The sequence below is a fragment of the Rhodococcus sp. WB1 genome (assembly GCF_001700945.1).
Classification (GTDB): Bacteria; Actinomycetota; Actinomycetes; order Mycobacteriales; family Mycobacteriaceae; genus Rhodococcus; species Rhodococcus aetherivorans.
The window spans coordinates 2,292,509-2,308,193 of the sequence record NZ_CP015529.1 but is presented as its reverse complement, the minus strand read 5'-3'; the positions used below and the strand labels follow the sequence as shown (position 1 = coordinate 2,308,193).

12 protein-coding genes and 1 pseudogene are annotated in these 15,685 nt (G+C 70.9%); 1 reads left to right on the top strand and 12 read right to left on the bottom strand.

Features of this window, described 5'->3' with window-relative positions:
- Positions 1-202: 202 nt before the first annotated feature.
- Positions 203-319 (top strand): annotated as a pseudogene (locus A4U64_RS29155) (hypothetical protein); the annotation flags it as partial.
- A 102-nt stretch (positions 320-421) separates the two neighbouring features.
- Here A4U64_RS29155 and nuoN read toward each other — a convergent pair.
- The 12 genes from nuoN to A4U64_RS10245 form a co-directional block, all read right to left on the bottom strand.
- Positions 422-1,993 (bottom strand): NADH-quinone oxidoreductase subunit NuoN, encoded by a 1,572-nt coding sequence (nuoN, locus tag A4U64_RS10300; protein WP_232334197.1) that lies wholly within the window; start codon positions 1,991-1,993, stop codon positions 422-424.
- A gap of 74 nt (positions 1,994-2,067) precedes the next feature.
- The gene (locus tag A4U64_RS10295; RefSeq protein WP_065922529.1) at positions 2,068-3,702 is read right to left on the bottom strand and encodes an NADH-quinone oxidoreductase subunit M; all 1,635 of its coding nucleotides are present in this window, start codon (positions 3,700-3,702) and stop codon (positions 2,068-2,070) included.
- A complete protein-coding gene (gene nuoL / locus A4U64_RS10290; protein WP_084648627.1) occupies positions 3,702-5,720 on the bottom strand; it encodes an NADH-quinone oxidoreductase subunit L in 2,019 nt (672 codons plus the stop codon). The genes A4U64_RS10295 and nuoL overlap by 1 nt, the downstream gene beginning before the upstream one ends.
- Positions 5,721-5,842: 122 nt before the next feature.
- The gene (gene nuoK / locus A4U64_RS10285) at positions 5,843-6,142 is read right to left on the bottom strand and encodes an NADH-quinone oxidoreductase subunit NuoK (protein WP_006930999.1); all 300 of its coding nucleotides are present in this window, start codon (positions 6,140-6,142) and stop codon (positions 5,843-5,845) included.
- On the bottom strand, positions 6,139-6,945 hold the full coding sequence (locus A4U64_RS10280) for an NADH-quinone oxidoreductase subunit J (protein ID WP_170914106.1): 807 nt from the start codon (positions 6,943-6,945) through the stop codon (positions 6,139-6,141). Before A4U64_RS10280 ends, nuoK begins: the two co-directional genes overlap by 4 nt.
- 33 nt (positions 6,946-6,978) lie before the next feature.
- Positions 6,979-7,572, bottom strand: a complete 594-nt coding sequence (nuoI, locus tag A4U64_RS10275; RefSeq protein ID WP_029543953.1) for an NADH-quinone oxidoreductase subunit NuoI — start codon at positions 7,570-7,572, stop codon at positions 6,979-6,981.
- Positions 7,565-8,980, bottom strand: a complete 1,416-nt coding sequence (nuoH, locus tag A4U64_RS10270) for an NADH-quinone oxidoreductase subunit NuoH (protein WP_084648626.1) — start codon at positions 8,978-8,980, stop codon at positions 7,565-7,567. The genes nuoI and nuoH overlap by 8 nt, the downstream gene beginning before the upstream one ends.
- The gene (locus A4U64_RS10265; protein WP_065922528.1) at positions 8,973-11,444 is read right to left on the bottom strand and encodes an NADH-quinone oxidoreductase subunit G; all 2,472 of its coding nucleotides are present in this window, start codon (positions 11,442-11,444) and stop codon (positions 8,973-8,975) included. Before A4U64_RS10265 ends, nuoH begins: the two co-directional genes overlap by 8 nt.
- A complete protein-coding gene (gene nuoF, locus A4U64_RS10260) occupies positions 11,441-12,766 on the bottom strand; it encodes an NADH-quinone oxidoreductase subunit NuoF (protein ID WP_006931004.1) in 1,326 nt (441 codons plus the stop codon). The genes A4U64_RS10265 and nuoF overlap by 4 nt, the downstream gene beginning before the upstream one ends.
- Position 12,767: 1 nt before the next feature.
- Entirely contained in the window at positions 12,768-13,631 is an 864-nt protein-coding gene (nuoE, locus tag A4U64_RS10255) for an NADH-quinone oxidoreductase subunit NuoE (RefSeq protein ID WP_006931005.1), read from the bottom strand.
- Positions 13,628-14,941 carry an NADH dehydrogenase (quinone) subunit D gene (nuoD, locus tag A4U64_RS10250; protein WP_006931006.1) on the bottom strand — a complete coding sequence of 438 codons (1,314 nt, stop codon included), beginning with the start codon at positions 14,939-14,941 and terminating at the stop codon, positions 13,628-13,630. Before nuoD ends, nuoE begins: the two co-directional genes overlap by 4 nt.
- Positions 14,941-15,624, bottom strand: coding sequence for an NADH-quinone oxidoreductase subunit C (locus A4U64_RS10245; RefSeq protein WP_231386022.1), 684 nt, complete (start codon positions 15,622-15,624; stop codon positions 14,941-14,943). Before A4U64_RS10245 ends, nuoD begins: the two co-directional genes overlap by 1 nt.
- Positions 15,625-15,685 lie beyond the last annotated feature (61 nt).

Below are 15,685 nucleotides of genomic sequence, written 5' to 3'. Positions count from 1 at the left end.
ACTGCTCCAGGCCCGCTTCGGCCGCCGGTGCCGCCCTGGCAGCCCGAACCTCACCCGCCTGCCCCCGCACCGGCGCAGTACACGTCGCTCGTCGCCCCCGGCCCCGATTGGCTGGCCGAGCGGCTGTGCGACCGACGGATCGTCCGGCTGACGGGTCGTCTCGACCACGCTCGCGCTGCTCGACACCTCCGGCGACGACCCGGTGCAGCTGTGGCCGCACGACGTCGAGCCCGACCGGCAGCAGTTGCGGGCACTGCAGCAACACCTCGCGGACGTCTGCCGGCGCCCCGTGGAAGAGATCGCCGAGAACATGCGCGCACACCGGATCCTGACCGCCGAGCAGGCCCGTGACTACGGCCTGATCGACGCGGTCGGCGGAAACCGGACGCCGCCGCGCCGCGACCGCCGGGTGACGCGGCGGTCAGCCGAGGAACACCGCGAAGCGATCCGCGAGATCGAGCAGCGGCTGCGGGAAGACGCCGAGCACCACCGTTATCACCGCCCCGGCGGCGACCGCGACGGTTGTCAGCACACTGGGCACCACGACCGTCGGGGCGTCGCGGTCCGGCTCGTCGAAGAACATCAGCACGATGACGCGCACGTAGAAGTACGCCGCGATCGCGCTGCTGACCACGCCGACGATCACGAGTGGAACGGCTCCGCTGCCCGCCGCCGCCCCGAACACGGCGAACTTGCTGACGAACCCGCTCGTGAGCGGGATGCCGGCGAACGCGAGGAGGAACAGGGCGAAGACCGCGCCGACGAGGGGTGAGCGCCGGCCGAGCCCCGCCCAGCGGGACATGTGGGTCGCCTCCCCGAGATCGTCGCGGACCAGGGTCACCACGGCGAACGCGCCGAGGGTGCTGAATCCGTAGGCGAACAGGTAGAACATCGTCGACGCCAGCCCCGCCCGGTCGGCGGCGATCAGGCCGGTGAGGATGAAGCCGGCGTGGGCGACCGACGAGTAGGCCAGCATCCGCTTCACGTCGTTCTGCGTCACGGCCAGCACCGATCCCGCCACCATCGTCAGGATCGCGACGCCCCACAGCAGGGGACGCCAGTCGTCGCGCAGCCCGGGCAGCGCCACGTAGAACACCCGCAGCATCGCGCCGAACGCCGCGACCTTGGTGGCCGCCGCCATGAAGGCGGTGATCGGTGTGGGCGCCCCCTGATAGACGTCGGGGATCCACGAGTGGAACGGCACCGCCCCGATCTTGAACAGCAGGCCCACCGCGAGCATCGCCGCGCCGATCAATGCCAGTGTGTCCCCGTCCGCGCGGCCCGCGACGGCGTCGGCGATGCCCGCCAACCGGACCGTGCCCGCGTAGCCGTACAGCAGCGCCACGCCGAAGAGGAAGAAGGCCGAGGAGAACGCGCCGAGCAGGAAGTACTTCAGTGCCGATTCCTGCGAGAGCAGGCGCTGCCGCCGGGCCAGGCCGCACAGCAGGTACAGGGGCAGCGACAGGACCTCGAGCGCGATGAACATCGTGAGCAGGTCGTTCGAGGCCGGGAACAGCAGCATCCCGCCGACCGCGAACAGCACCAACGGGAAGACCTCGGTCTGCGACATCCCCACCGCGGCGGCCTCGCGCTCGGCGAGGCTGCCCGGCACCGCGGACGCCTGCGGGGCGAATGCGTCGGCACCGCCGGCGCCCGTCGCCGCCGCCGCGCCCGGTCCCCCCGCAGTGGCGCCGCGGGCGCCCGGCTCGATTCCGCGTTCGGCGACGAGCAGCACCGCGAGGATCGAGACGAGCAGGATGGTGCCCTGCAGGAACAGAGTGGGCCCGTCGACCGCCACCGCGTCCACCGCGGCGGTGTACCCGGGCGCGGCCTCGGCGGAGAAGTCCAGCCCCGCGGCGAGCACGACGACGGCCACGAACGCGGCCACGAGACCGCCGAGCGCGAGCAGCAGCTGGCTCGCGTACCGGCCGCGGCGGGGAACGAACGCCTCGACGAGCACTGCGGCGACGGCCACCCCGAACACGATCAGCATGGGAGAGAGCGGGCCGTATTCGAGGTCGGGGGCCGGAATCGCCTGAGCGAGAACGGTGGTGCCGTCCGAGAGAGTCACCTGTGCGTCCCTCCGTGAGTGTCGGGCCCGGTCCCGCCGCCCGCGACGGGCTCGGCCGGCGCGGGCGGCGCCGGATCGGGCTGGTCGACCGTGACCAGGACCCGGCTCACCGCCGGGGTGATCACGTCGAGGGCGGGTTTCGGATACACGCCCAGGACGAGGAGCAACGCGATGAGCGGCACCACGACGGCTAGTTCGCGGGGCACCAGATCGGACACGTGCTCGTTGCCGTCGGTGACCGGTCCGGTCATCATGCGCTGGTACAGCCACAGCACGTAGATCGCCGAGAGGACGAGTGCGAGCACTGCGAACACGGCAGCGACCTGGTAACGCGGATACGTGCCGATCAGCACCAGGAATTCGCTGACGAACGGCGCCAGGCCGGGAAGGGACAGGGTCGCCAGTCCCGCGACGAGGAACGTGCCGGCCAGGACGGGGGCGACCTTGCGGACGCCACCGTAGGCGGCGATCGCGCGGGATCCCCGCCGGGAGACGAGGAACCCGGCGATCAGGAACAGCGCCGCGGTGGAGATGCCGTGGTTGACCATGTACAGCGTCGAACCGGCCTGCCCCTGGCTGGTCATCGCGAAGATGCCGAGGATGATGAACCCGAAGTGCGAGATGGAGGTGTAGGCGATCAGGCGCATCACGTCCGTCTGGCCGATGGCGACCGCCGCGCCGTAGACGATGCCGATCACCGCGAGCGTGACGATCACCGGCGCGAAGTACACCGACGACTCGGGAAACAGTTGCAGGCAGTAGCGCAGCATGCCGAACGTGCCGACCTTGTCGACCACGGCCATCATCAGCACCGCCCCGGCCGGGGTGGCCTGCACCGCGGCGCCGGGCAGCCAGGTGTGGAACGGCCACAACGGTGCCTTCACGGCGAAGGCGAACATGAAGCCGAGGAACAGCGCGTGGAGCACCACGGCGTCGGCGCCGAGACCGCCGCCGGTCACGGCGGCGACGATGTCCCGGAAGTCGAAGGTGCCGGCGCCCTGCCGGGCGGTGACCACGTACAGCCCGATGACCGCGGCCAGCATGATCAGTCCGCCGAACAGGTTGTAGAGCAGGAACTTCACCGCCGCGCGGGAGCGCTGCGTGCGATCCCCGAGACGATCCCCGAATCCTCCGATGAGGAAGTACATCGGAATGAGCATCGCTTCGAAGAAGATGTAGAACAGCAGCACGTCGAGGGCGGTGAACGACACCATCACCATCGCCTCGACCGTCAACATCAGCGCCATGTACAGCTGCGTGGTGCGCCGCGGCGCGGATCCCCGGGCGGTCGCGGCGGACTCGGCCTGTGTCGCGTCGTTCCAGCCCGCCAGCATCAGCAGCGGAAGCAGCACCGCGGTCAGCAGCACCAGCACGAGCGCGATACCGTCCACGCCCAGCGTGTATCGGGTGCCCAGGGCCGGAATCCACTCGTGGGATTCGACGAACTGGTACTGCTCACCTGCCGGATCGAATCCGACCGCCAGTGCGCAGGCCAGTACGAGCACCACGGCCGCGACCGCCAGCGCCGTCGTCTTGGCGAGGCTTCGCATGCCGGCGGGAAGCGCCAGCACGACGACGGCACCGACGAGCGGAACCACCCACAGGGTCGTCAACCAGGGAAAGTCGTCCACTACAGCCTCCCCAGCACCATCGTCGCGACCACGACGGCCGCGCCTACCAACATGGACAAGCCGTAGGACCGCACGAAACCGGTCTGCAGGTGCCGCATCCGGGCGGACAAGGCGCCGACCGTGGCGGAGATCCCGTCGACCGCGCCGTCGACGCCCTTGTCGTCGACGGTCACCAGGGTCGAGGTCAGGGACCGTCCGGGCCGCATGAACACCGCCTCGTTGACCGCGTCGCCGTAGAGATCCCTGCGGGCGGCGACGGTGAACACCGATACCTCGGCGGGGGCGACCTCGGGAATGTCGCGCCGAGCGTACTGCCGGTAGGCCACCGCGGCACCGGCGAGCACGACGGCGAGGGTGAGGGCGGTGGTCACCCACACCGGCAGCAGGTGTTCGGCCTCGTACGTCCCCACCACCGGCTCGAGCCAGTTCTGCAGCGCTCCCCCCAGGCTGAGCGCAGCACCGGCGCCGACCGAACCCACGGCCAGCACGATCATGGGCACCGTCATCACGGCCGGCGCCTCGTGGGGATGGACGTCGGCGGCCCAGCGACGCCGGCCGAAGAAGGTCATCAGCATCACCCGCGTCATGTAGAACGCGGTGATGCCGGCACCGAGCAGGGCGGCCGTCCCGAGGACGACGCCTTCGGCGCCGCCCGCTCCGAAGGCGGCCTCGATGATCTTGTCCTTGGAGAAGAAGCCGGCGAACGGCGGGATGCCGATGATCGCGAGGTAGCCGAGGCCGAAGGTGACGAACGTGACGGGCATGACGGTGCGCAGGCCGCCGTAGCGGCGCATGTTCACCTCGTCGTTCATCCCGTGCATCACCGATCCGGCACCGAGGAACAGTCCGGCCTTGAAGAAGCCGTGGGTGAGCAGGTGCATGATCGCGAAGGCGTACCCGGCGGGACCGAGGCCGGCGGCGAGGACCATGTAGCCGATCTGGCTCATCGTCGACGCGGCGAGCGCCTTCTTGATGTCGTCCTTGGCGCAGCCGATGACGGCCCCGAACAGCAGGGTCACCGCGCCCACGAGCACGACGGCGAGTTGCGCGGTGGGGGCGAGGTCGAAGATCGCATCGGACCGGACGATCAGGTAGACGCCCGCGGTGACCATGGTAGCGGCGTGGATCAGCGCCGACACCGGTGTCGGGCCTTCCATCGCGTCACCGAGCCAGGACTGCAGCGGCACCTGCGCGGACTTGCCGCAGGCGGCGAGCAGCAGCACGAGGCCGAGTGCGGTGAGCACGCCGTCGCTCGCACCCTCGGCCCCGCCGAAGACGTCGTCGAAGGTGACGGAACCGAACGTCGCGAACATGATCATCATGGCGACGGCCAGGCCCATGTCGCCGACGCGGTTGACGACGAACGCCTTCTTCGCGGCGGTTGCGGCGGACGGCTTGTACTGCCAGAACCCGATGAGCAGGTACGAGGCGAGACCGACACCCTCCCAGCCCACGTACAGGCCGAGGTAGTTGTCGGCGAGGACGAGCAGCAGCATCGCCGCAAGGAAGAGGTTGAGGTAGGCGAAGAACAACCGGCGCCCGGGAGCGGCGGAGCGACCCGACGCATCCGGAGCGGGGCCGGCGGAGCGACCCGACGCATCCGGAGCGGAGCCGGCGGAGCGACCCGACGCATCCGGAGCGGAGCCGGCGGAGCGACCCGAGGGGTCGGGGCCGTGTGCCATGTACCCGACCGAGTAGATGTGGATGAGTGAGCCGACGCCGGTGATCAGCAGCACGAAGCACATCGACAGCTGGTCGAGCTGGAGCCCGAAGTCGATCTGCAGGCCCGCGACCGGTATCCATTCGAAGAGGCTCTGGTTCACGGCACGGTCGGCGGCGTCGCGGCCGAGCATGTCGACGAAGAGGGCGACCCCGAGCGCGAACGAGGCGAGTGCCGTCGCGCATCCGAGCAGGTGTCCCCACGTGTCGCTGCGCCGGCCGGCCAGCAGCAGCACGGCCGCGCCGAGCAGCGGCAGCGCGGGCAGCAGCCAGACGGTGGACGAGATTCCGCCGTTCATGCCGGTCCGCCCGTCGGGGCGCCGCCGGCGCGGGCCGTCGTCTCGGGCGCGGTCGTCTCGGGCGCGGTCGTCTCGGGCACAGTCTCCTCCTCGTGCGTGTGCGGACGGGCTGTCCGGGGTCGTCAGTACTTCAGGAGGTTGGCGTCGTCGACGGACACCGAACGCCGGGCGCGGAAGATGGTCATGATGATCGCCAGGCCGACGACGACCTCCGCGGCGGCGACGACCATGGTGAAGAACGCGATGACCTGACCGTCGAGGTTGCCGTGCATGCGGGCGAACGTGACGAACGCCAGGTTCGCGGCGTTGAGCATGAGCTCGATGCACATGAACACGACGATCGCGTTGCGGCGCAGCAGGACACCGGCCGCACCGATGGTGAACAACAGGGCGGACAGGTACAGGTAGTTCTCGGGGTTCACCGCGATCCCTCCTCACCGGACGAGCCGCGTCGGGGTGCGTCGCCCGCGCGTGGGCCGGCTGCTCCGTCGGCGGACATCGCCCGCCGCCGGAGCACCTCGCTGACCGACAGGTCCGAGTACGATCCGTCGGGCAGCCGGGCCGGCACGTCGACCGCGTTGTGGCGGGCGTAGACCCCGGGACTCGGCAGCGGGGTGGCGCGGCCGCCGGCGCGGAAGCGTTCCTGCGACAGTTCCTGCTGGGTCTTGCGCAGCCCGAAGCGTTCCCGATGGGCGAGGACCATGGCGCCGATCGTGGCGGTGATCAGCAGGGCTCCGGTGAGTTCGAACGCCCAGACGTACCGTACGAAGATCAGCTCGGCCAGGCCGGCGATGTTGCCTGCGGCGTTCGCGTCGTCGAGGCCGGCGAACTCCCCGACGGCGGCGTTGCCGAGACCGCCGACGAGCAGCAGCCCGAATCCGAGGCCGGCCGCGATCGCGGCGACCCGCTGGCCGCGCAGGGTCTCGACGAGCGCGTCGGAGGAATCGACGCCGACGAGCATGACCACGAACAGGAACAGCATCATGACCGCCCCCGTGTACACCACGATCTGCACGACGCCGAGGAACAACGCGTCCTGGGCGATGTAGAACACCGCGAGGATGATCATGGTGACGGCGAGGAACATCGCCGAGTACACGGCCTTGGTCGCGGTGACGACGCCCAGTGCGCCGATCACCGCGAGTGTTCCGAGGATCCAGAACAGCACGGCCTCACCGGTGGACGTGCGGGTGAAGGCCTCGGCCGCCAGCAGCGCCGGAGTCATCGGGTCCATCGAGACCACTCCCCTCTCCGCCGGTCACGCCACATCGCGGCCGCCTCGCGGCTGCGTCGGTTCCCGGTCGGCTTCGACGGTTCCGTCGGCGGCCGACGTGGTGCCGGGCGCGGCCTCGGTCACCGTGCCGAGGTAGTAGTCCTCGTCCGTCGTGCCCGGGTACATGTCGTGGGGCGGGGCGGCCATGCCGGGCGCGAGCGGCGCGAGCAGCCTGGTCTTGTCGTAGATCAGGTCGGTCCGGTTGTCGTCGGCCATCTCGTACTCGTTGGTCATGGTCAACGCCCGCGTCGGGCAGGCCTCGATGCACAGCCCGCACCCGATGCACCGCAGGTAGTTGATCTGGTAGACGCGTCCGTAGCGCTCCCCCGGCGAGTATCGCTCGGTGTCGGTGTTGTCCGCACCCTCGACGTAGATGGCGTCGGCGGGGCACGCCCAGGCACACAGTTCGCACCCGATGCACTTCTCCAGTCCGTCGGGATGGCGGTTGAGCTGATGTCGGCCGTGGTAGCGCGGTGCGGTCGGTTCCTTCTGCTCGGGGTAGCGCTCGGTCTGGGCCTTGTGGAACATCGCCCTGAAGGTCACTCCGAATCCCGCGATGGGATCGAGGAAGTCAGGCATCGCGGTTCTCCTCGGTGGTCGGATCGGAACGGCGCCCGGCGCCGCCCTCGGCGGCTGCGGCGACGGGGGTGCGTCGCTGCCGCGGCGGCAGCGTCTGGCCGGGCAGCGGCGGGACGGGGAAGCCCCCGGCCATCGGGTCGAACGGCTCGGCGGTCGCCGCAACCGGAGGGGCCGCCGTCCCGCCGGGGGTCCCGGTGGGCCGGGGGCGGCCGGCGCGCATGCGGTTCCACATGAGCGACGGCACCGCCAGGGCGACGACGACACCCGCCGCGGCGAGGACGATCTGCCACCGGTCCAGGCCCTCCGTGCGCAGGACGCGGATCACGGCGACGACCATGATCCAGGCGAGCGCCACCGGAATCAGCACTTTCCAGCCCAGGTTCATGAACTGGTCGTACCGCAGCCGGGGCAGTGTGCCGCGCAACCATACGAACAGGAACAGGAATCCCCACACCTTGAGGACGAACCAGAGCAGCGGCACCCAGCCGGAGTTCGCGCCCTCCCACATGTTCAGCGGCCACGGCGCGCGCCAGCCGCCGAGGAACAGGGTGGTGGCCAGCGCCGAGACCGTCACCATGTTGACGTACTCGGCGAGCATGAACATCGCGAACTTCAGCGACGAGTACTCCGTGTGGAAGCCGCCGACGAGTTCGCCCTCGGCTTCGGGCAGGTCGAACGGTGCCCGGTTGGTCTCGCCGACCATCGCCGTGACGTAGATCAGGAACGAGGGCAGGAGCAGGAAGACGTACCAGACGCCGTCCTGGGCGGCGACGATGCCGGAGGTGGACAGCGTGCCCGACAGCAGGAAGACGGCCGCGAACGAGAGGGCCATCGCGATCTCGTAGGAGATCACCTGCGCCGTCGAGCGCAGACCGCCCAGCAGCGGGTAGGTGGACCCGGACGCCCAGCCGGCGAGCACGATGCCGTAGACGCCGATCGAGGTGGCCGCGAGGATGTACAGCACGGCCACGGACAGGTCCGTCAACTGCAGCGGCGTGCGCTGGCCGAACACGGAGACCACCGGCCCGAGCGGGATGACGGCGAACGCCATGAACGCCGGCACTGTCGCGATGATCGGCGCGAGGACGTAGATGGGTTTGTCCACGCCCGCGGGCACGATGCCCTCCTTCAGGGCGAGTTTGACGCCGTCGGCGAGGCTCTGCAGCAACCCGCGCGGGCCCACCCGGTTCGGGCCGACCCGCATCTGCATGCGCGCCAGGATCTTTCGCTCCGCAAGGATCGCGACGAGCACCGTCAACACCAGGAAGGCGAAGACGGCCACCGCCTTGACGACGACCAGCCACCACGGATCCTGACCGAACGACGCCGGATCGGGGTACCCGGACTGCGCCGACAGGGCACCGGGAACCGGCACCGCCGCGGCGCCGAACAGAACGGCGTCACTCATCGGTCACCTCCTGCGACCGGGCGTCGCCCCGGCGGATCCGGACGGTGTCCCCCACGGACGCGGCCAGTTGCCGATGCACCGCGCATCCCGGCGAATTGAGCGGCACCCACACGACCCGGTCGGGCATGTCGGCGATCGCCAAGGGCAGCGTGATCGAGCCCCGGTCCGTCGCGACGGTCACCGGATCCCCGGCGTCGGCGCCGATCTCGGCGGCGGTGACGGCGGACAGCCGGGCCACCGGCCGGCGGGCGGTCCCGGCGAGATGCGGTTCGCCGTCCTGCATCCGTCCGCGGTCGAGGAGCATCCGCCATCCCGCGAGCACCGCCTCACCGGGGCCCGGCTGCGGGCGGTCCCGCGGCGCGACGTCCGGCGGACCGGCAGGTGCGCCGTCCCAGGAACCCAGCGCCACGAGCTCGTCGAGAGCCGCCGCGGCGTCGACGAGGCCGAGGCGGACGCCCATCTCGTCGGCGATCGCGCCGAGGACCCGCTGATCCGGCAGGGCGCCGGTGTTGCGCAACGCGGCGGCGAAGGGGCGCGCCCGGCCCTCCCAATCGAGGAAGGTTCCCGGTTTCTCCATCGCGGGTGCGACGGGGAAGACGACGTCGGCCCGGTCGGTGATCGCGCTGCGCCGCAGTTCCAGGCTGACGACGAAGCCGGCGGCGTCGACCGCGGCGACGGCGGCGTGCGGGTCGGGCAGGTCGTCGACGTCGACCCCGCCGATCACCAGGGCTCCGAGCGTGCCCGACGCGGCGTCGGTGAGGATCTGCGCCGTGTCCCGGCCGGCGGACGGCGGCAGGTCCGGCACGCCCCAGACGGCGGCGACCTGGCGTCGGGCGTCGGCGTCGGTGACCGGTCGGGCGCCGGGCAGAAGTCCCGGCAGGGTCCCGGCCTCCAGCGCACCGCGTTCACCGGCCCGCCGCGGGATCCACGCCAGCCGCGCGCCGGTGTCGTCGGCGAGACGGCCGACGGCCGACAACGCCCCCGGCACCGCGGCCAGCCGCTCCCCCACCAGGACGACCGCACCGGGTCGGCGCAGGAGCTCGGCGGTGTCCGCTTCGTCCCGGTGTCCGGGCCGACCGGCGAGGCGGAGGGTGTCGAGCAGGTCCGGTTCGGCGCCCGGGACGGCCGGCAGGAGCCGGCCGGACAGCTTCTCGAGGCCACGGCTCGCGAACGGTGCGATCGCGCGCACCGCCAGCCCCCGCCTGCGGACCGCCTTGCGCAGCCGCAGGAACACGATGGGCGACTCGTCCTCGGGCTCGAATCCGGCGAGCAGCACCGCGGGGGCGTTCTCGAGGTCGTCGTAGGTCACGGCGCCGGCGCCGGGCCACCGCCCGGCGACCCGGGCCGCCAGGAATTGTGCCTCCTCCGCGGAATGCGGACGCGACCGGAAGTCGATGTCGTTGGTGTCCAGGCCGATACGCGCGAACTTGCCGTACGCGTACGCGTCCTCGACGGTGACGCGGCCGCCGACGAGCACGCCGGTACGGCCGCGCGCGGCGGTGAGTCCGCGGGCGGCGACCCGCAGGGCGTCGCGCCACGAGGCGGGTGCGAGCGTGCCGTCGTCGCCCCGGACCAACGGGGTGGTGAGGCGGTCGGGCTGGGTGGCGTAGGTGAAGGCCCACCGGCCCTTGTCGCAGTTCCATTCCTCGTTGACCTGCGGGTCGTCACCGGCCAGCCGGCGCAGCACCGTGCCGCGCCGGTGGTCGGTGCGCTGGGCGCAGCCGCTGGCACAGTGTTCGCACACGCTCGGGCTCGACACCAGGTCGAACGGCCGGGCGCGGAACCGGTAGGCCGCCCCCGTGAGCGCGCCGACCGGGCAGATCTGCACGGTGTTGCCGGAGAAGTAGGACTCGAACGGTTCCTTCTCGTAGATGCCGACCTGCTGCAGGGCGCCGCGTTCCATCAGTTCGATGAAGGGGTCGCCGGCGATCTGCTGGGAGAACCGTGTGCACCGGGCGCAGAGCACGCATCGCTCGCGGTCCAGGAGGATCTGCGAGGAGAGCGAGATCGGTTTGGGGAACGTGCGTTTGACCTCGGTGAAGCGGGACTCGGCACGCCCGTTCGACATTGCCTGGTTCTGCAGGGGACATTCGCCGCCCTTGTCGCAGACCGGGCAGTCCAGCGGATGGTTGATCAACAGCAGCTCCATCACGCCCTTCTGCGCCTTGTCGGCCACAGGCGACGTCAGCTGCGTGTGCACGACCATGCCGTCCGTCACCGGGGTTGTGCACGAGGCGACGGGCTTGCGCTGGCCCTCCACGTCGACCAGGCACTGGCGGCACGCGCCGACGGGTTCGAGCAGCGGGTGGTCGCAGAATCGGGGAATCTGGACGCCGAGCAGTTCCGCGGCGCGGATGACGAGGGTGCCCTTCGGGACGCTGATCTCGACGCCGTCGACGACGACGGTCACCAGATCGGGCGGGGTCGGCAGGCCGGTGGTGTCGTGGTTGGTGTGGACGCTCATCGCGTACCCCCGTCGTTCGGTCGGCCCGCACCGGCCCCCGCCATGAGGGTGGACAGGTGCGGGTCGAACGGGCAGCCGCCGTGCTCGAAGTGCGCCAGGTACTCGTCGCGGAAGTATTTGATCGACGACGTGATGGGGCTGGTCGCGCCGTCGCCGAGTGCGCAGAACGACCTGCCGAGGATGTTGTCGGAGAGGTCGAGCAGCTTGTCCAGGTCGGCTCCGGTTCCGTCGCCTCGCTCGAGCCGCCGCAGGATCTGCACCAGCCAGTAGGTGCCCTCCCGGCACGGTGTGCACTTGCCGCACGACTCGTGCGCGTAGAACTCGGTCCAGCGCAGCACCGCGCGCACCACGCAGGTGGTCTCGTCGAAGATCTGCAGTGCCTTGGTGCCCAGCATGGAGCCGGCCCCGGCGACGCCTTCGTAGTCGAGCGGGACGTCGAGGTGCTCGTCGGTGAAGAGCGGCGTCGACGAGCCGCCGGGGGTCCAGAACTTCAGCCGGTGCCCGGCCCGCACGCCGCCCGCGTAGTCGAGCAGTTCCCGCAGGGTGATTCCCAGGGGCGCCTCGTACTGGCCGGGTGTCGTCACGTGACCGGACAGGGAGTAGAGCGTGAAGCCCGGTGACTTCTCGGTGCCCATGGAGCGGAACCACTCGATCCCGTTGTGGAGGATCGACGGCACGCTCGCGATCGACTCGACGTTGTTGACGACCGTCGGGCGCGCGTACAGGCCCGCGACGGCGGGGAACGGCGGGCGCAGCCGGGGCTGGCCGCGTCGGCCCTCGAGGGAATCCAGCAGCGCGGTCTCCTCACCGCAGATGTACGCCCCGGCGCCGGCGTGCACGACGAGTTCGAGGTCGTAGCCGCTGCCGAGGATGTCGCGGCCGAGGAAGCCTGCGGCGTAGGCCTCGGCGACCGCGGCCTGCAGCCGGCGCAGCACCGGCACCACCTCGCCGCGGACGTAGACGAAGGCGTGCGCGGCGCGGATGGCGTACGCCGCGATGACGGCGCCTTCGACGAGCGCGTGCGGTGTGGCCAGCAGCAGGGGCATGTCCTTGCAGGTGCCCGGCTCGGATTCGTCGGCGTTGACCACCAGGTAGTGGGGTTTGCCGTCACCCTGGGGGATGAAGCTCCACTTCACGCCGGTGGCGAAGCCGGCGCCGCCGCGGCCGCGCAGGCCCGCCTCCTTGACGGTGGCGATCACCTCGTCCGGGGGCATGCGCAGTGCCTTGCGCAGGCCCTCGTATCCGTCGTGGCGGCGGTAGGTATCGAGTGTCCAGGACTCGGGCTCGTCCCAGTACCGGCTCAGGACAGGGGTCAACGGCACGTCAGCCTCCTTCGGATCGGGGTCCGGCGACCGGGCCCGGGTCGGAGGACTGGTCCGGCTCCGGCGCGGGGGCCCGCATGCCCCGCTCACGGGCGATGCGCAGGCCCGCGAGCGATGCCGCACCCGCGCTGCCGCCCGCCGCCAGGGCGCCGGGACGCTCGTCCGGGAACCCGGCGAGGATGCGGGCGGTCTGCCGGAAGGTGCACAGCGGTGCGCCCCGGGTGGGCGTGACGGGGCGGCCGGCGCGCAGGTCGTCGACGAGCGCGCGGGCCGAGTCCGGGGTCTGGTGGTCGAAGAACTCCCAGTTGACCATCACGACGGGTGCGAAGTCGCAGGCGGCGTTGCATTCGAGGTGCTCGAGGGTGATGGTGCCGGCCTCGGTGGCGTCGCCGGCGGCGTCCTCCGCGGTGCCGGCGGCTGCGGTGCGCAGCCCGAGGTGTCCCTCGAGCGCTTCGAGGATCTCGTCGCCGCCCATGATCGCGCACAGGGTGTTGGTGCAGACGCCGACGAGGTAGTCGCCGGTGGGCTCGCGCCGGTACATGGAGTAGAACGTGGCCACCGCGCCGACCTCGGCGCCGGTGAGCCCGAGCCGGTCGGCGCAGAACTCGACGCCGGCCGGGGTGATGTACCCGTCCTCGGACTGCACCAGGTGCAGCAGCGGCAGCAGGGCGGAGCGTGGCTGCGGGTAGCGGCCGATGATCTCCGCGGCGTCGGTCTCGAGGCGGGCCCGCACGTCCGCCGGGTACCGCTCGCGGGCGCCCGGCCGCACCAATCGGGTCCGCTCCTCGGGTCGTGGGCCGAATTGGATGAACACCGGGCCGGGGGCCGGGTCCGGCTCGATCGCTACTCGCTGCTCCTGCGTCAACGGTCCACTCCCCCCATCACGGGATCGATGCTGGCGACCGCGGCGATGACGTCGGCGACCATGCCGCCCTCGCACATCGCGGACACCGCTTGCAGGTTCGTGAAGGACGGGTCCCGGAAGTGCACCCGGTACGGCCGGGTGCCACCGTCGCTGACCATGTGCACGCCCAGTTCCCCGCGCGGGGACTCGACGGCGGTGTACACCTGGCCGGGTGGGACGCGGAAACCCTCGGTGACGAGCTTGAAGTGGTGGATCAGGCCCTCCATCGAGTTGCCCATGATCTTCCGGATGTGCTCCGGGGAGTTACCGAGACCGTCCGCGCCGAGGGACAGGTCGGCCGGCCACGCGATCTTCTTGTCCTCCACCATGACCGGCCCGGGTCGCAGGCGGTCGAGACACTGCTCGACGATCCTGATCGACTGCTTCATCTCGTCGATCCGGATCAGGTAGCGGCCGTAGGCGTCGCATCCGGTGTCGGTGCACACGTCGAACTCGTAGGTGTCGTAGCCGCAGTACGGTTGCGACTTGCGCAGGTCGTGCGGCAGGCCGGTCGAGCGCAGGACGGGGCCGGTGATGCCGAGGGCCATGCAGCCGGTCAGGTCGAGGTAGCCGATGCCCTGGGTGCGGGCCTTCCAGATGTGGTTCTCATTGAGCAGGTCCGCCATGTCCCGCAGCCGCCGGGGCAGCAGGTCGAGCAGGTCGCGGATCTTCTCGACCGCCCCGGCCGGCAGGTCCTGCGCGAGCCCGCCCGGACGGATGTAGGCGTGGTTCATGCGCAGACCGGTGATCGTCTCGAACACGTCGAGGATCAGTTCCCGCTCCCGGAAACCGAGGAACATCGCGGTCATCGCGCCGAGTTCCATGCCGCCGGTGGCCAGGGCGACGAGGTGCGAGGAGATCCGGTTGAGCTCCATGAGCAGCACGCGGATCACGGTGGCCCGTTCGGGGATCGCGTCGGTGATGTCGAGCAGCTTCTCGACGCCGAGGCAGTAGGCGGTCTCGTTGAAGAACGGCGACAGGTAGTCCATCCGGGTGACGAAGGTGACGCCCTGGGTCCAGGTGCGGTATTCGAGGTTCTTCTCGATGCCGGTGTGCAGGTAGCCGATTCCGCAGCGGGCCTCGGTGACGGTCTCGCCCTCGATCTCGAGCACGAGCCGCAGGACGCCGTGGGTCGACGGGTGCTGGGGCCCCATGTTGACCACGATGCGTTCGTCGCCGCGGTCGGCGGCCGAGGCGCGGGCGGCCTCGACGATGCTGTCCCAGTCCTCGCCGACGACGGTGTGGACCGGCCCCTCGGTGATGTCGGTCATCAGCTGTACGCCCTCCGCTCGTCGGGCGGCGGGATCTCCGCCCCGTGGTACTCGACGGGGATGCCGCCGAGCGGATAGTCCTTGCGTTGCGGATGCCCCGACCAGTCGTCGGGCATCTCGATGCGGGTCAGCGACGGGTGGCCGTCGAACACGATCCCGAAGAAGTCGTAGGTCTCGCGCTCGTGCCAGTCGTTGGTCGGATACACCCCGTACAGCGACGGGATGTGGGGGTCGGCGTCCGGGGCCGACACCTCGAGCCGGATGCGGCGGTTGTGGGTGATCGACATGAGCGGGTACACCGCGTGCAGTTCGCGGCCGGTGTCCTGCGGGTAGTGCGCCCCGTCGACGCCGAGGCACAGTTCGAAGCGCAGGTCCGGTTCGTCGCGCAACCGCCGGGCCACCTCGGGAAGGTGCTCGCGACGGACGTGGAAGGTCAGCTCACCGCGGTGGACGACGACCTTCTCGATCGCCGCCTCGACATCCACCCCGGACTCGGTGACGGCGGCGTGCAGGGCGTCGGCCACGTCGTCGAAGTACCCGCCGTACGGGCGCGGGGTGCTCCCGGGCAGGGTCACCGGGCGTACGAGCCGCCCGTAGCCGGAGGTGTCGCCGCTGCCGCGGACCCCGAACATGCCCGTGCGGACGCCGATCACCTCGGCGCCGCCGTCGGGCCGCGCCGGCAGCGTTCCCTCGGGGCCGGTGGTGGCCGCCCGGTCCACCGGCAGTGCGGTGTCCTGCGCGCGC